This is a genomic window from Halotia branconii CENA392 (genome assembly GCF_029953635.1).
In the GTDB taxonomy this organism is placed as follows: Bacteria; Cyanobacteriota; Cyanobacteriia; order Cyanobacteriales; family Nostocaceae; genus Halotia; species Halotia branconii.
The window spans coordinates 1,049,053-1,069,160 of sequence record NZ_CP124543.1 but is presented as its reverse complement, the minus strand read 5'-3'; the positions used below and the strand labels follow the sequence as shown (position 1 = coordinate 1,069,160).

At 39.5% G+C, this 20,108-nt stretch carries 14 protein-coding genes and 1 pseudogene; 2 read left to right on the top strand and 13 right to left on the bottom strand.

Going from position 1 to position 20,108, the window contains the following annotated elements; genetic code table 11:
- Window positions 1–70: 70 nt before the first annotated feature.
- A pseudogene (locus QI031_RS04805) lies at window positions 71–781 on the bottom strand (pPIWI_RE_Z domain-containing protein).
- Window positions 781–2,088, bottom strand: a complete 1,308-nt coding sequence (locus QI031_RS04800; RefSeq protein WP_281484072.1) for a restriction endonuclease-related protein — start codon at window positions 2,086–2,088, stop codon at window positions 781–783. The pseudogene QI031_RS04805 and the gene QI031_RS04800 overlap by 1 nt, the downstream one beginning before the upstream one ends.
- Before the next feature lie 559 nt (window positions 2,089–2,647).
- Here QI031_RS04800 and QI031_RS04795 point away from each other — a divergent pair.
- Window positions 2,648–3,433: an RNA polymerase sigma factor SigF gene (locus QI031_RS04795; protein ID WP_281484071.1), complete on the top strand. Its 786-nt coding sequence runs from the start codon at window positions 2,648–2,650 to the stop codon at window positions 3,431–3,433.
- 250 nt (window positions 3,434–3,683) lie between these two features.
- Here the strand turns inward: QI031_RS04795 and bchD are convergent, their stop codons facing one another.
- Window positions 3,684–5,711: a magnesium chelatase ATPase subunit D gene (gene bchD, locus QI031_RS04790; RefSeq protein WP_281484070.1), complete on the bottom strand. Its 2,028-nt coding sequence runs from the start codon at window positions 5,709–5,711 to the stop codon at window positions 3,684–3,686.
- Window positions 5,712–6,286: 575 nt separating this feature from the next.
- Between bchD and psb35 the strand changes: the two genes are divergently transcribed.
- Window positions 6,287–6,520 (top strand): photosystem II assembly protein Psb35, encoded by a 234-nt coding sequence (gene psb35, locus QI031_RS04785; RefSeq protein ID WP_281484069.1) that lies wholly within the window; start codon window positions 6,287–6,289, stop codon window positions 6,518–6,520.
- A 57-nt stretch (window positions 6,521–6,577) separates the two neighbouring features.
- Here psb35 and QI031_RS04780 read toward each other — a convergent pair whose 3' ends face one another.
- The 10 genes from QI031_RS04780 to QI031_RS04735 form a co-directional block, all read right to left on the bottom strand.
- Window positions 6,578–7,000 (bottom strand): tellurite resistance TerB family protein, encoded by a 423-nt coding sequence (locus QI031_RS04780; RefSeq protein WP_281485931.1) that lies wholly within the window; start codon window positions 6,998–7,000, stop codon window positions 6,578–6,580.
- Between the two features lie 58 nt (window positions 7,001–7,058).
- Window positions 7,059–8,408, bottom strand: coding sequence for a 16S rRNA (cytosine(967)-C(5))-methyltransferase (locus tag QI031_RS04775; RefSeq protein WP_281484068.1), 1,350 nt, complete (start codon window positions 8,406–8,408; stop codon window positions 7,059–7,061).
- Window positions 8,409–8,571: 163 nt separating this feature from the next.
- The gene (locus QI031_RS04770; RefSeq protein WP_281484067.1) at window positions 8,572–8,985 is read right to left on the bottom strand and encodes a hypothetical protein; all 414 of its coding nucleotides are present in this window, start codon (window positions 8,983–8,985) and stop codon (window positions 8,572–8,574) included.
- A 9-nt stretch (window positions 8,986–8,994) separates the two neighbouring features.
- The gene (locus tag QI031_RS04765) at window positions 8,995–9,885 is read right to left on the bottom strand and encodes a hypothetical protein (protein WP_281484066.1); all 891 of its coding nucleotides are present in this window, start codon (window positions 9,883–9,885) and stop codon (window positions 8,995–8,997) included.
- A gap of 371 nt (window positions 9,886–10,256) precedes the next feature.
- Complete coding sequence (locus QI031_RS04760; protein ID WP_281484065.1) at window positions 10,257–11,672, bottom strand: glycoside hydrolase 100 family protein; 1,416 nt, start codon at window positions 11,670–11,672, stop codon at window positions 10,257–10,259.
- Between the two features lie 323 nt (window positions 11,673–11,995).
- Entirely contained in the window at window positions 11,996–13,441 is a 1,446-nt protein-coding gene (locus tag QI031_RS04755; RefSeq protein ID WP_281484064.1) for a glycoside hydrolase 100 family protein, read from the bottom strand.
- Window positions 13,442–14,297: 856 nt separating this feature from the next.
- Window positions 14,298–14,978: a tetratricopeptide repeat protein gene (locus QI031_RS04750; RefSeq protein ID WP_281484063.1), complete on the bottom strand. Its 681-nt coding sequence runs from the start codon at window positions 14,976–14,978 to the stop codon at window positions 14,298–14,300.
- Window positions 14,979–15,741: 763 nt separating this feature from the next.
- Window positions 15,742–17,682 carry an APC family permease gene (locus QI031_RS04745; RefSeq protein WP_281484062.1) on the bottom strand — a complete coding sequence of 647 codons (1,941 nt, stop codon included), beginning with the start codon at window positions 17,680–17,682 and terminating at the stop codon, window positions 15,742–15,744.
- A gap of 121 nt (window positions 17,683–17,803) precedes the next feature.
- Window positions 17,804–18,748 carry an N-acetylglucosamine kinase gene (locus QI031_RS04740; RefSeq protein ID WP_281484061.1) on the bottom strand — a complete coding sequence of 315 codons (945 nt, stop codon included), beginning with the start codon at window positions 18,746–18,748 and terminating at the stop codon, window positions 17,804–17,806.
- Between the two features lie 60 nt (window positions 18,749–18,808).
- The gene (locus QI031_RS04735; protein WP_281484060.1) at window positions 18,809–20,080 is read right to left on the bottom strand and encodes an MFS transporter; all 1,272 of its coding nucleotides are present in this window, start codon (window positions 20,078–20,080) and stop codon (window positions 18,809–18,811) included.
- Window positions 20,081–20,108: the final 28 nt, after the last annotated feature.

Sequence of the window (20,108 nt, the reverse complement as noted above, 5' to 3'; positions counted from 1 at the left end):
CAGACTCAGCATCATATATCTGAAAGAGAATGTTTTCTAAGCGGTGACGATAATTTTCTTGTTGCCCAAACTAAGATAATTTCTCGTCCATTTCTTGAGCAGCTAATATTAATTCTTCACGGGTGACGCTAGACGATGGGTTTTGCTGAGTGCGTGTGCGATGAAGGGAAACTAAAGATTGAGTGGCAATATTAGCAACTTCTTGATTAATATCAATCGGAACTTCAACTGGAGAATTACCTTTTTGAGAAATCTTTGCATACCACAATCCCTCAGTTGCTAATTTGACTTTTCGTTGTTTATGCTGTGGTGTTGTTAATAAAGTTAGGAGATATATTTCCTCTAAACGATTTGGATAGATACTAGATGGAATAATTTGAGGAATATTCCTTGGATCTTCCAAACTATAGATTCTAATAATTTCAGGTAGACTAATGTACTCTTGAAGCACTCGTAGCCATTGCCTACCTTTGCGTTGAATCAGTTAGAAACGGGCGTTTTGGATAAGCTGCCAGTTGCGATCGCTTTGTAGTTGTTGTACTGGAAATCGATATCCTTTTAGCAAAGCTTCCACAGAAGTTGCGGGTTCTCCTGGTGCTATTTCCTGAAGTAAAGTTAATCCTAATTCCACATCAGCAACGAGTTGGGCAAGACGCTTAAGTTCTCGCTGCTGTACCTTTGTATCTGCGTTAACTAGACTAGATACTACATATTGTTGTAATTCATCCGAGTTGCGGAGTTTTTTACACAGACCCTTGCGCCAGCTAATAGTGTCACGCATTATTTTTTCTTCTCTAAAATTGCTTGAGCCTCAGTGATGATTTCACTAAATAGGCACAAACGCACACCCTCCAGTTCAGGCTCTAGTTGTTTGCGTACAACCTTTATCCGTAATATTTCTTCGCGCTCATCTGGAAAAACTACAAAGGTTTCCGTTGCGTCACGCCGATACTGCACTTTTCGCAAACGTTCCTCGTCTAAAGATGACCAATCTTTAAGATCAATTGCCCAGCGAACTTTGCGCGGGAACTCTACGAGTAAGTCAAATTCATCGATAAAAGGCCAGAGAGTAATATGCAAACCCAATTTTGTCAGTTCTTCTTTAAGTTGAATTTCCCAAATTCCTGGCAGCGTACCGTACAAATGTACGCCAGGAGTAACAGCTTTCCAATCCGCTGCTTTTTCTTTAGGAATAGGTGGTAATGGTTGAAGGTTGCTAATTGCACAAAGTCTTTCACACCAAGGATTACGACAGGTGTAAGTACCATCCGGGCGTTGGCGTTGAACATACTTGCAGCGCGGACACAGATGATAGATGCTATCCTCTGCCAACTTATCCATATCGACATAAATTTCTAACCGTGACAACAACTCCCGCAGTGGTCTGAGTTCGGGTAAACGTAGTTGTTGCCGATATTCTGAGTAATGAAGAGTAGGTTTAGGAATAATTAGTAGTCGAAAAGCGCGATAAGCATCTCCTAGCTGATTTCCCCGACAGTATTCCAGTACATCTTTCAATACTGATTCTTGTACCTGCGCCACCACATCATTACCCGAAACTTGCCATTCTCTAGCAAAATCGGAAACTACGCCGTCTTCTATAACCTTGACATCTGGTGAAAGATATTTAATTTCTTGGGCTGGTTTCCAGGAAATAACTGATGTTTCCGCCCAATTAAAAAATTCTGGTAAGTTCTCTGGAGCTTGTTCTTTTTGTAGTAAAGAAGTCAAGTACATACGGGACATTCCAATGCGAAGGGCTTCTGGTACATGACTTCGTTTTTCTAGCTCAAGTGTTTCCCACTGCACCATACCAGTGGCTAAATACCGCAGAGTGTCTGTCACAGATATTTGTAAAGATGGTGTCTCCGATTTAGATCGCAGGAGGCGGAGACTCCGAGGACTGTGATCCTCCCATTGCACATCAATATCGCGCATAGTCTGCAACCACTTCTGAACTGTGGCTTTTTGGCTTGGTGGCTTTCCGAGTTCTTGACACAACTCATTCAAAGTTGGCCCTTGTTGATGAATGCGAAACCATCTCTCTAGTGCGTCGAGAATTTTTTGTCGATGTTTGGTGATTTTCATGGTTCACCCTTCTATTTAGGAGAAGTGTGACACCCAGCAAACTTGCATGTCAATTAGATGTTTCTAAGTTTCCATTAGGTTTCCAAAGTTTCCATTTTCTTCATGATGTAGTTCTAGGGTTTTTGAAAACCGCTTTAGCGCCAAATAGCCGACTAAAGGGTTGAGGAAAACTTGTAAAAAATGATAAACCTACAAAAATACCCTATCCGTTAACTCTTAAGGTCAGATTGCTTTAGTTCAACACCAATCTGTGTTTTGGTAAATATGACAGATGGCTGTTGGGTAAGTCAGGCATTTTTACGCATAAATAGCTAGATTTCGTTGCAAAAGATAAACATTATTTGCAATTAGTTATTATCAAAAAATTCACAATAATCTGCAACAGATAACTAGGGAAATCATGCGTGTAATTACTGAATGGCAAAGTAGAACCCCCCCACAATTTCAGTGAAACGACGATGGTTTAATCTGGCTCTACTAAGGAAAATAATTACAGATTTGAAGGAAATATACGCAGCTCCATTCTTTTAAGAAAAGGAGTTACAACAAAGGAATTGATATGGCAACAAGTGAGTCCTCTGTGCGAATTGATGGTATAGAGTTATTACACTTATATCACCAAAATCCCTCTATTAAACTTCGTAATAAACTCGTACAGTTACATACTGGATTAGTCCGAAAGATGGCTCATAAATTTAGCCATCAATGTAATGAACCTTATGAAGATTTAGAACAAATTGGTTATTTTGGTTTAATTAGAGCAATCGAACGTTTCGACCCCAGCCAAGGATATGCTTTTAGTTCCTTCGCTGTGCCATACATTCGAGGCGAGATGCTGCACTTTTTACGCGATCGCAGTACGCTATTAAAAATCCCCCGTCGTTGGCAAGAATTGTACAATGAAGGTCAAAGAATCCGCAAAGAATTATCAGTGTCTTTAGGTCGTCCTCCCAAGGATGTAGAAATCGCCCAAATACTGCGTGTATCTGTGCAAGAATGGCAAGAAACGAAGCTAGCGGCGCAAAATCGTATGCCTTTGAGTTTAGATGCTACCGCAGCTCACTATGTTGATTGCCAAATTACCTTGGGTGAGGCACTTCCTTGTCCGCGCTCTCTTGCTCTCCAGCTCCAAGAAGAAGAACGGCAACAACTCCAAGGGGCAATTAGTATGTTAGAAGAAAAGCCCCGCATGGCAGTTGAAATGGTATTTTTAAAGGAACTTTCTCGCAAGGATGCTGCTAAAAATATTGGCACTAGTCCGATGACGGTAACACGATATCTGCAAAAGGGTATTAATGATTTAATGTGTTATTTACAGCCTCAAACAGTGGCAACCAGTCCTTAAAATTGATCAGCACTGAGCTAAAAGTCAAAGATTCAAAGTTTTCGTGTATACACAATTATGTGTAATCAGAGGTTGATTTATAAGATTATACCATTTCACGAAATTATTGATACAAATTACTTTTCTTACTCCCCCTGCCTCCTGTGCTTCCCCTGCTTCCCCTGCTTGCCCAAATGTATCAACTTTAAAGTGAAACGGTATCAGGCGTTGATTAGAAGACTGAACCATAAATATTAAATAGTAAAATGAACTAACGAGATTTTAAATCAGCGATCGCACCTCTTGTCATGGCGGCAATAGTTTTATCGCTCGCTTTTGGTAAATGATAATACTTGCCTCCCGCTGTTTGTGATAATTCTTTGGCAAAGCCAGTAGAAACAAATTTACTTTCTGTATCAATTACTAACAGTTGCATCCCCAAAGCTCTGATTCTGGCAGCAATTTCTAGTAATTCTGCTTTGATATCTGGCTTTTCTCCTGGTTCTAACTGTTCACCTAAAGAACGTGCTAAGGGAATGTTACCCCGTCCGTCAGTGATTGCTACAATCACGACTTGTCCAATATCCCCACTCATTTGGGCATTTAAGCCGACGCGTACAGCTTGGGTTAAACCGTGTGCTAAGGGCGAACCACCGCCACAGGGCAATCTTTCTAAGCGATTACGTGCTAAGGCAATAGAGCGTGTGGGGGGCAACAACACATCTGCCTGTTCTCCCCGGAAGGGAATCAACGCTACTTGGTCGCGGTTTTGATAAGCTTCCGTTAAAAGTTGCATCACCGCACCTTTCGCTGACTGCATTCGATTGAGAGCCATTGAGCCAGAAGCATCTACTACAAATACTACTAACGCTCCGGCTTTACGTACCAAGCGCTTCGAGCGAATATCACCTGACTCAACAATTACGTTTCTACCTGGGTGTCTTTGCCGTCGGGCTTTTTGATAAGGAGCAGCGGCTCTGAGGGTAGCATCTACTGCAATTCTTCGCACTTTCCCTTTAGGCAACATCGGCTTAATATAACGTCCCCGGTCTTCAGATAAGATGATGCTACGGTTCCCAGATTTACCTTGTCGTTTTGCCATCTGAGCAAAATAAAGCACGCTGTCATCAAGAATTACCCCTTCAGGATCAAAAATAAATTCTTCGGGAATACTGGGGGGTTCTTGCTGTTCTGGTTCTTCTGGTTCTTCTTGCTCTTCTTGCTCTTCTTCCTCCTCTTCTGACTGGTCTTGATTTTCCGGTGGGGGAGGTGGTGGCGGTGGCGGTTGTTCTGGTGGCGGTGTCTGGACAATTGTTGCTCGTGGTACAATCACCAATTCCACAGCACGACGCAAATCTTCAGCGTTCACTGCTGTTCGTCCCTCCAAAGCCGCAGCCGCTTTGGCAACTCGCACGGCAAATAACTCAGCGCGGTGTCCTTGAACTCCACCGCGAACTGCCTCATCTACTAAGTAGGCGATTTGTTCATGGGTGATGGTGACTTCTTTTAACCATTCCCGCGCTAGGATAATTTGAGTTTTTAAAGCATCTAAGTCTTCGTCATATTGTTGCAGAAAAGCTTGGGGAGAAGTGGAATAAGCGATCGCTTGTTCAACTGCTGTTACTCTTTGATCTAAGCCCAGCACACCATCAGCAGAAAGAGAGATCGCAATTCTATCTAATAAATGTTCGCGCAAAGCCCCTTCTTCAGGGTTATAAGTGGCAATGAATAGAGATTTACAAGGATGCTGAAAACTAATTCCTTCCCTTTCGATTTGGTTGCGTCCTTCAGATAATACTGTTAAGAGTTGGTTTGATATTTGATCGTCTAATAAATTAATTTCATCTACATACAAAACGCCTTGGTTAGCTGTAGCGAGTAACCCAGGCTGAAAAATAGTATCACCTTGTTGTACCGATTTTTCCACATCCACAGAACCCAAAAGTCGGTCTTCTGTCACTCCCAGAGGAATTTGCACAAAAGGTGAGGGGATAATATCAGTGGGTATATTTTGAATATCTTGATCTGCATACTTCGCCAACAGATAATCATCCCATTCTGCTGGATGTGTAGGGTCGCAGTTGCTGATAGAGCCTTGAACAACTTCAATGGGTGGTAGTAAGGCGTGGATAGCACGAGCCATGACTGATTTTGCCGTACCACGACGACCTGCGATCGCTACTCCTCCCAAACCTGGATCGACCGCTGCTAACAGCAAGGCTAATTTAATCGCTTCTTGACCGACCACGGCCGTCAAGGGAAAGGCGGTGATTGTGGGACTAAGTGTAGGCGCAGACATTTTTAGCAAAGTTTAAGTAGTCTCGGCTTTTAGCATATCAATTTCTGGTACAAAGACGGTGGCTGCTTGATGGCGATCTCCGAAGAGGCAGAGGGGAAGGGGGCATACTTCGACTGCGCTCAGTAACCAGGGAGCAGGGGAAGCAGGGGAGGCAGGGGGAGCAGGGGAGGCAGGGGGAGCAAGGGAGGCAGGGGGAGCAGGGGAAGCAGGGGAAGCAAGAAGAATAACAACACTTCGACAAGCGGTAGTCGAAACTCGATTGCCGCGCAGCGCTGCACTGACTTGTACTGAGTTTAGCCTGAGCGTTGGTTGCTGAGTTTAGCCTGAGTGCAGCCGAAGGGCGCAGTCGAAGCAAGCCGAAGGGCGTAGTCGAAGTAGCCTGTCGAAGTGTCGAAACTCAGTGCATCACTGACAACTGACCACTAATCCGCACAGCGTAAATCAAGCTACAATCACATTATTTGCCTCTTATATTCCCTATGTTAGATTAAAAGGTTCAAACTTGGGGTGGATGTAAGTGGTACGCTCTTTCTATAGGGTCTTAAGTAGAGCGCCAAAATTAGGAGAATATACTCATGCATTTACATTTATTTATGCAAGCAGCGGATTCAGTAGCAACAGGTGGTGGTCATTTTCCTGTGTCCTTTACCTTGGTGTATGTAGTTGGCTTTATTGCAGCTGTAACTATTGGTTCTATAGCTTGGTACAACTCTAAACGTCCTGCTGGTTGGGAAAGCAAAGAACGCCCTGATTTTGTACCTAAAGTTGAAAAAGAAGAAACTCCGGGTGTGGGTGAACCGAAGTCATAAGCAGTCATATAGTCAACGGTCAAAAGTCCAATAAAATTTTGACTATTGACTATGATTTTAATTTTGAACTTCAACCCAACGGCGGTAAAGTTTTTGAATTTGTCTAAGCAACCCCCTGTAAGCCGATTGATTTGACTCATTTAGCTGCGCTAACCCTTGTAATTGAGTTAGCAGTTTAGCTTCTTCGGTCGCCACTTCGCCATCACTGTAGATTAAGCCGCTGATGGCTTCAATGAGATTTTCGCAATCTTCCATGCTGGGGCGATCGCCTAAGTATTCTTTCACCCATGCATAGCATTTCTTTGGCTGCACTGGAACTAGTTCGTACAGCCAAGGTTTGATCTCTGGGTCAGTAGCCAAACCTTTAGCTTGAGCTATTTCGCGCAGATATTGCCGTTCTTCTGGCTGGATTCTGCCATCAATCCAGGCGGCTCCTATCAAGATTTTAACTAAGTTTTTTACATTGGAATCAGTAACCATTGCTGCCTCCTGTGGTAGATTCGGAGCTTCCACCAAATAGTACAATCCTAAACAGTATTCATTCGGAATTGTTGGTTTTTCTTAAGCGCACCATAAAAAAGCCATCCATGTCTTGCTGGTGAGGCCAGACCTTGAGCCAGCCTTGTGGTGTGCAATAGCCGTAGCTAGCGGAATTTGCACTAGGAGGCTCAATTCGCCAATCAGGATTATTTGCTAAAAATGCGGAAATTACACCTTCATTTTCTGCTGGATGTAATGTACAAGTGGCATAAACTAGTACACCATTATGTTTGACAAAATTAGATACATGTGTAATGAGTTCTGTTTGCAAAATCGTCAGTTCCTGAACAGACGCTGGTGTTTGTCGCCAACGGGCATCAGCATGACGATGTAGGGTTCCTAAACCAGAGCATGGTGCATCTAGTAAGACGCGATCGCCTGTATGATAAAATTGTGGTAAATTACGGCTATCGCCAGTACAAATTTGAATTGCATGTAAATTCAATCGTTGAGTATTTTGTTGGAGTTTGCGAAGACGTGAAGAAGTGCGATCGCACGCCCAAATTTTCCCTTCATCCTTGATTAATTCAGCTATGTGGGTTGTTTTACCTCCAGGGGCAGCACAAGCATCAATGATCACTTCCCCTGGTTGAGGGTCGAGTAAATGACTCACTAATTGAGCGCTACTATCTTGTACAGACCACCAACCCTCTTTAAATCCAGGTAGATTGGGAATTGATCCAGTACTACTAATTAATCGTAAAGCTTGGGGTAAATGGGGAATACGCCTGACTAAAATCCCCGCAGATTGCAAAGTTGCCTCAACTACTTCTAAGTTAGTACGTAGAAGATTAACTCTCAAGTCAATTGTTGGTGCTTGGTTCATCCATTCACACAGTTTTTCTGTTTCAGCGAACCCAAGTTGTTCCAACCACACTTGAACAATCCAATCCGGAAAGCTGTATAAAATACCCAAGCGTTCTACTGGGTTTTCTGGCAAATCTAAAGGATTTGGTGATTTGTCTGTAAGACGAATGTACTGCCGTAATAAACCATTTACAAAACCTGTGAGTCCAGAAAAACCATTTTCTTTAGCTAGTTGGACGGTAGTATTAACAGCAGCCGAGGCAGGAATACGTTCTTGATAACGCAGTTGATATAAACCTAAATGTAAGATGCTGCGGAGGTCTTTTGGTTGTTGGTGAGATTTTTTAGTGGCGAGTTGGTCGATTAGAGCATCAAGAGTACGCTGTCTTCTGACACTACCATAAACTAATTCTGTGACCAAACGACGGTCAAGATCAGGCAACTTAGTTTTTTGCAGTGCTTTATCTAAAGCAACATCAGCATAAGCGCCTTGATGAACATCTCGCAAGACGATAAAAGCTATTTGACGGGAGTTTGCCATGAAAATATTTTAATCTATAGCGCTTCTTTGTTGTGTACAATAGATTTCAGTAAGAAAAAGGGGCTAGGGACTAGAGTGATGTATTTCATTTTTAAAAATCAACTTTTGGCAGAAACATTTATTAAAAAATGTGATCGCTTAACTTGTAGCAAATTTGTTACAACTAAGGTTTCTTCAACGGTATTTCTGGACGCTGGATATTACAATAACTTACTACTGTTGCCCCGACAATATAACCTGTACCTATCAACACACTCAAAAGTGTAATAGCAATAATCAAAAATTGACGGTCATTAATCAATTTGGATTTAGACTTGATTTTTAATAGTGCTTGTACATTCTTTATTGCCAAAGATAAAGACTGGCGATCAATTTCATTCCAGGTAATTAAAACTCCATTTTCTGGATGATTCAAAAATGCACACAAGTAACCAGAATGTGACTTGTCTTCTGTAACGATAAACGAATATCCATTAATTAACTTTGTGATCAAATTCTTCTGGTTGCCTAATTGACGTATGTTAGGCTTCATATTGTTCGATTCTAGTATAATAATTGCTTCTTCTTCAGACAACATTCTGCACCCTTATACCATTGCGAGGAAGGCTTTCAATATTTTGTATTGATAATTTTTATTTTCAACAAGATGAGAAGTTGGAGTTACCATCCAAATTATTTTAATAATTTCATTATCACTTTTACCATCTTCTCGAAGAGACTTTATTAGCTGCTGTTCTTCATCAACTGCTTTCTTGACTAAATCATTACTCAGTGATTCTTGTAACCAATTCCAATTATCATTACCAGAAAATAACCACTCTATCGCTTGAGCAATAAATTTAAAGCTATTAAGAGAATAAATATTGATATTATTTTGATGAGGCTTTGCAATTCCTTCAGTATTGACTTGAAATCCGCCAAGGATTAGGATTTTAACTTTCTGAATCAAAATAGTAATTATCCAAGGAACGGTCAAACCATAGTTTTTAGTTAACCATTCGACAATTGTTACTTTTTCTTTGTCTGCAAATAACTTTGCTATCCTTGCAGAATATTCTTCTTCAAAACAAAAACTATTAACTAAATTGCCTAAATGAGCTAAACGTTTAAGAATCAGAGAACAAACTTGAAAATTTAACCAATCTCCCAAGTTTTTGTAAGCCTCAGTATCTGCAAGGTCATTACAAAAATGATAAAATTCACAAAGCTGTTCTACATCAGCAAGATGCAAACCTTCATATATAGATGGCTTGATATGGGCTATTTCTACTTTTTCTTTCGTTATAACTAGAATATTGTTGTCACTGCTAGCATTGGTAGGTTTTGAGATATATGTGATATCAGTAAGCAAAATATTTATGATATCTTCTAAAACAATTCTACCCTTTGCGCCTTTTTCTTGGGAATAAACACGTACTTCTTGTGTAATGCCGAACAATTCATTATTGTAATAATATTTAGTTAAAACTAAATTCACAAAAGTATCTCCGATAACAGACTCCAAACAAGTATGTTGATATATTTGATTATTCTTTTAGCAAGAAAGTTAAAAGCAGCCTAGTTAAAATGATAACAGGCTAGAGGTAGCAAGTAATTAGAAAGAATTGACAGCGATCGCACATTCTGAGCGTATACTAGAAAAATCAAGTACTTACTGTTAATAAATATTTTTATTAAGCAATACCTTCGCCATTTTTGTGTTGTGCAGGTTGAGCGTTCGCTTAGCGTACCGTAGGGAAGCAAAACCCAAGTATTTGTTGGGTTAACCTGCGGGTTCGCTAAAAGCGTTCTCGTAAGAGTAGCCCCTTCTCTACGAGATGCTACAAATAAGTTTCCACAACTTTTAAATTACAACTCGCAAGCTTGGGAAGCATTCTCTAAATCAAATTGCCCGAAACTAATTAATTCTAAATGATGAGGGTTTCGCATCAGTTCTTTCGCTAATAAGAACCCAGTAATTGTCCAGGTTTGACATCTCCTAGCTTCTTTACCAATTAACAATCCTCTTGTACCATCATAATACTCTGGCCAGTGATCTTCACTAAGGCGTGTTTGAGCGAGTTCAATAGCGCGCTTGCCAATATTTGTTCTACCTGTTTTTTGAGCAGCAGCAATTAGTGACCAGATTAAAACTGGCCAACTACCACCATTATGGTACGACCAAGGCATATTTTTGGGGTCGCATCCTGTAAAAATTCTATACTCTTCTTTTTCTACAGCGGGGAAACAGATTTTCATCGGCATTTCCCCTACTAAGTCGTCCCATTGTTCTTCAATAAGATTCATAATTGCTTGCGATTGCTGTTCACTGGCTAGAGAAGACAGAATCGACATCATATTTCCCAGCGCGAAGAAACGAGTATCTAGCTGTGATGGCCCAACATTACCTGCTAGATAACCACCGTGTTTTGGCAACCAGATAGCCAAGTTAGCATAGGGAATTGAATCTGGATAAATATTAAATTGATTGGTGGCTAAGTGTCCATATTCTTCACCCTTAAAGCGATAAATTACATTCAATCGCTTCATATCTATCCAATAATGATGACGAATATGATCTCTTAATAAAGGTAAACGGTTATCAATACCAATGACAATTTCTTCATCGCCTGCACAAATTAAAAGCTTACGAGCAGCACGCAATGCCGTATAGAATAAAGCTTGAATTTCTAAAGGATAACCATAAATACCCATACGACGGAAAATCATACAAGCTCCATCTGGAACTAACAGCGTCGGGTACATATCAAACCGAGTTGCTAGGCAGAGTTCCATAATTAACATAATGCCTTGCTGAAATTCTGGTTGCAAGGCAAAACTGATATCTTTTGTGGCTTTTACATAAGCGTGTAATATAATAATCCACCATAGACAAGAATCAACCGATGTTACTCTTGCGATCGCATGTTCACCAAAATCTGATTCTAAATATTCTTGTTCGTTTGTTGATACAACTTTAAAGCTGGCTGGGATGAAACCTTGAATCGGTGTATAAGCATTGAATTGACTTTCTATAGGTTGTAACTTTAAAGTCTCTTCGAGAAAATTACGGACAATATCATATCTGCCTTTGATTAAAAAAAGCAAGGCTGAAGATACAAAATCTCTGACAAAACAGTGGTCATAATTCAATGCTGCTTTTGAACAATCACAAGCAGCTACAGTTCCTACAGGGCGACCTTTATAGTAAATAATTGACTTTTCTAGTAGTTTCCATGCCTGTTTCTCTACATCATCAAATATTGCTAATTCCTCTCTTTCCATTGTGAGAAATACTCCATTTAAATTGGATTCTAGCAGTAGATAATATTTTGGTTTGTCTCTTCTGCTTCAATACTTGTTGATTGGGTAAGAAATATAGAGCAATTGAGCATTTTGCCGCACTCAATTTAGCACTATATTCCATCATCCATTCTCTCAGGATAACTCAATTTTTTCACTTATTTCATTTTCATTTATGATATATTTCTGAATTTTTCAAAGATAGCAGTTACGAAAATGTAAAAAGCCCCATGCAGCTACAAAAGGGCTTTTGAAATATTGTTTGTTTTGGACAATTAAACTCAGGACTTATACCAATTATATTATCAAGACATGTATGGATCTACACTGCCTATTTCAAATTCACAAGCTCTAGAAATTGCTTCTGGAGGTAATTCATCAAAACTGACTAATGGTAAATAACTAGGATTAGCTATTAGTTCTTTTGCTAATAAATACCCAGTAATTGTCCAAGTTTGATATTTTCTCGCTTGTTTACCAATCAATCTTCCCTTCTTACCATCGTAATATTCTGGCCATTCATCTTCACCGAGGCGTGCTTGAGCAATTTCAATAGCTTTTCTGGCTAAACCTGTTTTATTAGTTTTTACAGATGCAGCTGCCAACATCCACATTAAAACTGGCCAACTGCCAGCATTATGATAAGACCAGGGTATATTTTTAGGGTCACAGCCTGTGACAATTCTATACTCTTCATGTTCCAAGGCTGGGAAACAGATTTTCATGGGCATATCTCCCACTAAATCATCCCATCTTTCTTCGATAAGAGTCATAATCGCTTGCGACTGTTCTTCAGTAGCCAAATCTGAAATAATAGCCATCAAGTTACCTAATGAAAAGAAGCGAGTATCTAATTGAGATGGTCCGACATTCCCAGCTAAATAACCACCTTTTCGAGGTAGCCATTTGTCCAATTCGTAATAAGGAAGGGAATCTACATATATATTGAACAGATTGACTGCTGTTTTGCCATACTCTTCACTCTTAAAGCGATAAATTGCATTGAGGCGATAAATATCTATCCAGTAATGCTGACGAATATGAGCGCATAATAGCGGTAAGCGGTTATCAATTGCTGCCACAATATCTTGATTACCATTACAAATCAGCATTTCACGCGCAGCGCGTAATGCTGTGTAAAATAAAACTTGAATTTCTAAAGGATGACCATAGATACCTAAGCGACGGTCAATCATACAAGCGCCATCTGGAACCAATAGCGTTGGGTACATATCAAAACGATTCGCTAAGCAGATTTCCATAATTAACCTGATACCGTTTTGAAATTCAGGTTTATATACTATGGAAAAATCTTTGGTAGCGATGACATAAGCACGCAATAAAATAATCCACCATAAACAAGAATCAACAGGTGTAACTCTGGCAATGGCGTGTTCACCAAAATCTGCTTCTAAATATTCTTGACCATTGAGCGATATAACTTTGAAACTAGCTGGTATTAATCCTTTTCCAGGTTTATAGGCATCTAATTGTCTTTCTTTAGGCTGTAACTTTAAGGTTTCTTCGAGAAAATTACGAACAATATCTGTTCTACCTTTAATCAAAAAAATTAAAGCTGAAGACACAAAATCTCTAATAAAGCATTGGTCATAATTTAGTGCCTCTACAGATGCATCATAGGCTGCTACAGTTCCAATAGGACGACCTTGATAGTAGAGAATTGATTGCTCTAGCGCTTTCCATGCTTGTTCTTCTATATTTTCTTCTGTTAGTAATTCATTTACGTGCATTATCAGAATCACTCCATTAAATGTGGGTATGTGTAGTGGATGGATATGCTTTAAGTAATTATTTCTGCTATTTTCAGCACAACAAAAACAATTTTTTAGCAATAAAAAACTTAAGCTGATAAAATTTAAGCAGCTTAATTAACAGTTAATTTGGTTTTAATCAATAATCTTTTGAGTGAATTGTAGCTAGCTATTTTTTCAACTCAAATTATTAGATGTTTCTGACAATTTTAGATGATTCGTTGTTTCGTTTCTGTAGTCCAAAACTGTGCTTTACCAAACAAAAATGCATCTCCGTTACTGTTTGAGATTTTTGTGAAGTTTAAACCTCAAACAGTAGATTTACTTAATCAGGATTTAGTTCTTGATATACAAATTGATTTATTCCCCTATAACTTAATAATTTATAACGTTTTTTGAGAATATGCAATACGAATGCTTAATAAATTTAAGATGTCAATACTTCTGGAGAAGTGCAGATTGTATCTCATCGATCAATTAAAGAATGAGATTTAGGGCTTCTCGTTTGAATGAGGTACATCTGGTAAAGTAACCTTTGAAACAATTATGTCCTAATAATTGCGGATACTGCTATAACTGGAATATCAATATTTGGCAAATCATCTATAATGTTGATGCGATCGCAGTGCCAAAACGAGCGAAAATCGATCTGTATCTGGGAATAAACAGATGAGCGATCGCAAACTGAATAACCAATAAAGGTTCTTAGCTATAAGTACAGCTGTAGTTAAATTTGTGAGTTGGTTCTGGAATTGCTGAGAAACGAAAAATTGGGTTACTCCTCACACCCACATTTCGCTTTTGTCAAACTAACAAGACGTTAATTGAATTACTTTCATCCGCCTAATTCTCGCAACATGGCATCAACTCTGGCCATTCCATCCGAATCATTCTGCCTTTGGTATAAGACACGAGCTTTTTGCAGAACGCTATTTGCTTGTTTTGTTTGTCGTCGCTGTTTATACATTGAAGCCATAAACTCGTAAGTTTGGGGATTGTTCTTATCGATGCTAATTGCCTGTTCATAAGCCCAGTTAGCTGCTTCATAGTCTCCCATTCGAGCCTGGGTTATACCCAGTCCCAAATAGGCATTGACATGATTGCGGTTTAACTGTATGGAACGACGATAAGCTTCCTTGGCTCCAGGTGTATCGCCCAAATTACCTTTGATATAACCTACAGCATAGTAAAAATCGCTATTGTTGGGGTCAATCCCAATAGCACGACGATAAGAAGCTAGCGCCCCTTGGAAGTTTCCTTGTTGGGCGTATAAGTAGCCAATTCCAGAATAGATTTTGGCATTCTTAGGATCTAGGGTAGCGGCTTGTTGATAAATAGCGATCGCCCCATTATAGTCACCGCCATCTACTAGTCTGCGTCCTTGTTCTAACATTTCCTTCAACTCAGGATTTCTAGCTTGCGCTACTAATACCTGAGCTTGAGCTACCGAGGGGATAGTAACACCATAACATCCTAATAACATGACACTAACTATCAGTGATATGCGTTTGTACACAGTAAATTTCCTGAAATACTAGAGAACTTTTTTTCTTGTACATTAAAACAAAGATCTTGATTTTTGAAAACTGTATTTATTCCCTGTTTTGAAGATATTAATAAACTGTAAATTCCGATACCTGATAACAAGACAACAACGCTAAAATTTCTACTGAAGGGTAGATTCATCAGTATAAAAGATTAAGTATATCCCGCTTTTGAGTCTAGGAATTATATCGTGTCTGGTTAAAGACTTGTCATTAAGACCGCAGGGGGCAGGAGGCTCTTAGCAGAGAGAAAGAGGGTTTCATGCTTTATGCACAGATGCGGGAATTATAACTAATTACGCGCACATGATATTACAAAAAAATGCCTTTTGTATTCAGTATTTTTGGCATTTTCTTCCTGACTATAGAAAGGGAACAAATTCTTTAGCTACGTAATATCACTTGCTCATTTGCTATTTACGTATCCAAATTACAAGTTAATTTTCATTACTTGCTACATTTTACTGAACAAGACGTTTCAAACAAGAATGTAGTTCCAACATAAATATAAAATTCTATTATTCTCTCTTTTTCATTTACAATACTTCAAAGTATTCTCATAGTTAAGTAAGTCGGTGCAATAAAACCAAGCTATATAACGAAAAGTAAATAAGGCTCAAACTCTTTCTCCCCCTACCCCCTGCCTTATTTCAACAATAATTATTTAAGCCTACCTACTTATATTGAGGATAAAATAACCACATCAAACAGTTAAGAAAGAATAATTTGCTAATTTTAACCGCCGACATGAATGCCAGGACGACGTTCGGGATCTTTCTCTGCCTTACGCAGAACTTCGCGGGTGACTACAGCAATATCACCTTCACCAAATAAGATAAAACGCAGCAAGTACTGTAAGGGATTGCCCTCTACCCAACCAAAATAAGCATGAGGAATTTTACCTGTAAGATCACGAATATAGAGAAGTAAAGCTGCGATCGCGTTGGGAACTGCTGCACTTTCAGCCCGTAAGATATGATAATCCCCAACTTGTACTCCCTTAACTCTGATTACGTCGGCAAATTCTGAGGCATCAGCTACCATAATCTCCAAAAACAAAATAGGATCATCCAGCGGAATATGGTTGTCCTGGCGTACCTCTGTTTCTTTTAAAAAATATTCTTGCACATCACCTGCATTCAATCGATTAGCAATTAGCCTAATTGCCCCTTGTCCTTGTTCAGCAATAAACTGGCGGGCAGTTTCGTCAATTTCGATTCGTTCTACTCGCAGTTCGGTAGAGCGCCAAACACGGGAAATCAACGAGGTCAGAATTATAGCACTAATAAAGAATGCAGCAATCTTAATTCCTTCAGGCCTTTCGATAATGTTGATAATAGTAGTGTATATAAACAGCAGCGTGATTATGGCAAAAACAACTGTTCCTCGCTTGGCTCTGCGTCGATGAACTGATAAAGTTACAGCCAAAGCAGCTGAACTCATCAATACCAATACACCAGTTGCATAAGCTCCACCTTGAGCTTCTACGTTCGCCTGAAAGATGATTGTGACTACAAAAGCGATGACTGTATAGACTAATACCAAGGGTCGTGTTGCTAAAACCCAATTTGGAGCCATTCCATAGCGTGGCAGATAGCGAGGTACGATATTCAGCAGCCCTGCCATTGCAGATGCACCTGCAAACCAGAGAATAGTAATAGTACTCAGGTCATAAATTGTGCCAAAGCCATTACCTAGATATAAATGTGCGAGATAAGCCAAGGCACGTCCATTGGCTTTGCCTCCAGCTTGAAACTCTGCGGTTGGAATTAGTAGTGTAGTTACAAAGCTGCTAGTAAGTAAAAATAAGCTCATGATGCCTGCGGCAGTAGTCAGCAACTTGCGTGTATTACGGATACGTCCTTGAGGATGACTATCAATATCACTGCTACTACCTTTGACAAGGGGCATCACAGTCACGCCAGTTTCAAAACCCGATAATCCTAGTGCGAGTTTAGGAAATAACAATGTTGATACACCGAGCATCACAAAAATATTAGAATGGCGGGCAAAAAGTGCAGTTTGCCATGCTGCGATCGCATCTGAATGATTTAAAATTTGATACACACCGACACTTATGACAACAAAATTTAATAGCAGATAAACTCCCACCAAAAATACTGCAATACCAATCGCTTCTTGAAAACCTCTCAGGAAAACTACACTTAGCAATGTTATTAATAGCAACGTAATACCTATCTGCTGTTGGTGAAACAGACTTGGTATCAGCGGATTTTCAATAATATGAGCAGTAGCATCAGCCGCAGAAAGAGTGATAGTAATAATAAAGTCTGTAGCCACAAAACCAAGCAGACATAAGACAAATAACTTACCTTGCCACCAGGACAGCAAATGTTCGAGCATTGCAATAGAGCCTTCACCATGAGGACTTTTGGCAGCAACACGTCGATAAATCGGTAATGCCCCAAATAGTGTTAACAGCACCAAAATCAAGGTAGCCAGAGGTGAAAGAGCGCCTGCTGCTAATGCAGCAATACCAGGTTGATAACCAAGGGTGGAAAAATAATCGACACCAGTCAGACACATAACCTGCCACCAAGGATGCTGCTGATGCGATTGTTCCTTATGATACGCTCCTTCTTGCTCTTTGCGGTCTTTTTCGAGCAACCACCTGACGAACTGCTGACTAAGCCGTTTTGGTGAATTTGTAGCCATCCAGTCCTACTCCTGATGTATGTGATATCTCGCTTGTGATTACAGCTTGCTTATTTGCATTCTACGAGAGTTTATTGCTGATGCTATTCATATCTTTAATCCTACTTGGCTTCAGGTTTTGTTATCTCGTTAATCTCTGCAACGCTAACAAACCAGCACCATAAGCAGGTTCAAATCTCGGAAAAATCACTTTTGCATGAGGAAATTCATTAATAATCGATGCTGTAAATCTTTCATGTATCTTAGAGCTACCACGCCACACGCTTCCTGTTGTGATTACTTCTAAACCTGAATTTTGACTAAAAATAGCATTAATTACTGTAGAAGTTGCTTTGATTAATTCTTCGGCAGCATTATCAATTATTTTATTTGCTACTTCATCACCTGACGCTGCGGCTAAATCTACAATTGGTGCTAAAGCTGCTATTTCTTTTACTTTCCATCCTTGCCGATAAATTACTTCTATTAAGTCTTCTATACTTGCCAAACTTAAATGCTGTTTAAAATTCTCTACTAAACTCGTCGATATCTCACGTCCATCATAAGATTTTAACGCTGCTTGCAGACCAGCGATCGCAATTTTATAAGCGCTACCTTCATCACCTAAAATATATCCCCAACCACCAACTCGTTTCGTCTTACCTTGATGATTTCGCCCAAAAATTATCGAACCAGTGCCAACAGCAGCGACAATTCCGACATCATGACCAACTCCGCCAACCAAGGCAATTAAAGCATCGTTGCAAATTACAATATTAGATGGTTGTAAATCCCAAATAATCGGCAACAGTTGACTATTTTGTAATTCTTGCACTAAAACCTTGACATTTTCGATATCTGCTGCGCGTCCTACACCTGCTAAACCCAAACAAATCGCTTCAATTTTGACCGTACTTGTTACAGCAGAGCAAATTGCAGATTGAATAGATTTTAATGTTGCGGCAATACCTATACTTTGATAGTTAGATGACCCTGCTTCACTACGTCCTATTACTTGACGCGCATCATTCATCAAGATACAGACAGTCTTACTACCGCCCCCATCTATTCCTAAAACATAACGCATAAAAATTAAATTATTTCTTTTAAGGTGCGTTAGTGATAATGTAACGCACGAATATTTCTGTTAACTTGTTGGACTATTTTTTTCTACCTCTAAAGGAATGAAAAATAGAGTGATCATTCCGGGGATAGTCAAGAAGCAGACCAAAACGAAAAATAAGGGGTATCCCAGTGCTTGTTGTAAATAACCGCTAATTAAGCCGGGTATCATCATTCCTAAAGCCATAATGCCTGTAGATATGGCAAAATGAGATGTTTTATATTCACCTTGAGAAATATACATTAAATAAACACTAAAAGCTGTAAATCCAATTCCATAGCCAAATTGCTCCAAGGAAACTAAAGGATACACTAATGTTAGTGAAGGTTTAGTATAAGCAAGATAAACATAAAACAAGTCAGGTAAATTCAATGCTAAGGCCATAGGCAATAGGCATTTTTTTAACCCATATTTGGCAATTATTAATCCTCCTAATATACCACCACAAATTAGCGATAACACGCCAAATGTTCCATAAACTAATCCTACCTCTGAGGTTGTCAGTCCGAGTCCACCAACTTCTGGGTTATCCAGTAAAAACAAAGAAGCTATTTTGACCAGCATTGCTTCACCCAATCTGTAGAGTAAGATAAATACTAAAACAGCTATAATCTTTTCTTGAGCAAAGTATGATTTAATAATTGTCCAAAATGGAATCTTCTCTGTTGCTTGTAGTTGTCGTTCAGTATCTGATTCAGGCAAAGGTAAAACTAAACAATGGAAAATAAAAAGTATCGCCAAAATTAAAGCCGAGCAGCCAATAGCTAGAGTCCAGCTTAAAGGAATATTATTCAAGGAGACTTCCAGCTGACCAGCTACAACTACTAAAAATCCAGAACTAAAGATTACAGCCAGTCTGTAAGCAAGGGAGCGAATACCGACAAAAAAGGCTTGGTGTTCTGGGCTTAAAGCTAGTAGGTAAAAACCATCTGTGGCAATGTCATAAGTTGCTGAAATAAATGCGCCAATTGTTAATGCGGCTAGGGAGATAAAAAAGAAATTTGGCAATTGTAAACAAAAGGCTACTAATCCCAAAGCGCAGAACATAGCAAATTGGGTGTAGAGTATCCATCTTCTTTTGGTAGAGTAAATATCGACAATTGGGCCCCAAAACATTTTGATTACCCAAGGGAGATAGAGGAAGCTTGTCCATAGGGCAATTTGGGCATTATCTATGCCGAGTTTTTTGTAAAAAATGACGGATACTGTGTTGATAATGACGTAGGGTAAGCCGGAGGCAAAGTATAGGGTGGGGATGTAAAACCAGGGGGTGTGGGGGATGGTTGGGTGTTTCATGGATTTTTTTTAACGTAGACACGAAGTG

What these genes read in the sequence shown, in the direction of transcription:
- QI031_RS04800 (WP_281484072.1), bottom strand. Translation starts at nt 2,088, where the DNA reads ATGAAAATCACCAAACATCGACAAAAAATTCTCGACGCACTAGAGAGA.
- QI031_RS04780 (WP_281485931.1), bottom strand. Translation starts at nt 7,000, where the DNA reads ATGGTTACTGATTCCAATGTAAAAAACTTAGTTAAAATCTTGATAGGA.
- QI031_RS04775 (WP_281484068.1), bottom strand. Translation starts at nt 8,408, where the DNA reads ATGGCAAACTCCCGTCAAATAGCTTTTATCGTCTTGCGAGATGTTCAT.
- bchD (WP_281484070.1), bottom strand. Translation starts at nt 5,711, where the DNA reads ATGTCTGCGCCTACACTTAGTCCCACAATCACCGCCTTTCCCTTGACG.
- psb35 (WP_281484069.1), top strand. Translation starts at nt 6,287, where the DNA reads ATGCATTTACATTTATTTATGCAAGCAGCGGATTCAGTAGCAACAGGT.
- QI031_RS04770 (WP_281484067.1), bottom strand. Translation starts at nt 8,985, where the DNA reads ATGTTGTCTGAAGAAGAAGCAATTATTATACTAGAATCGAACAATATG.
- QI031_RS04795 (WP_281484071.1), top strand. Translation starts at nt 2,648, where the DNA reads ATGGCAACAAGTGAGTCCTCTGTGCGAATTGATGGTATAGAGTTATTA.
- QI031_RS04755 (WP_281484064.1), bottom strand. Translation starts at nt 13,441, where the DNA reads ATGCACGTAAATGAATTACTAACAGAAGAAAATATAGAAGAACAAGCA.
- QI031_RS04745 (WP_281484062.1), bottom strand. Translation starts at nt 17,682, where the DNA reads ATGGCTACAAATTCACCAAAACGGCTTAGTCAGCAGTTCGTCAGGTGG.
- QI031_RS04740 (WP_281484061.1), bottom strand. Translation starts at nt 18,748, where the DNA reads ATGCGTTATGTTTTAGGAATAGATGGGGGCGGTAGTAAGACTGTCTGT.
- QI031_RS04735 (WP_281484060.1), bottom strand. Translation starts at nt 20,080, where the DNA reads ATGAAACACCCAACCATCCCCCACACCCCCTGGTTTTACATCCCCACC.
- QI031_RS04760 (WP_281484065.1), bottom strand. Translation starts at nt 11,672, where the DNA reads ATGGAAAGAGAGGAATTAGCAATATTTGATGATGTAGAGAAACAGGCA.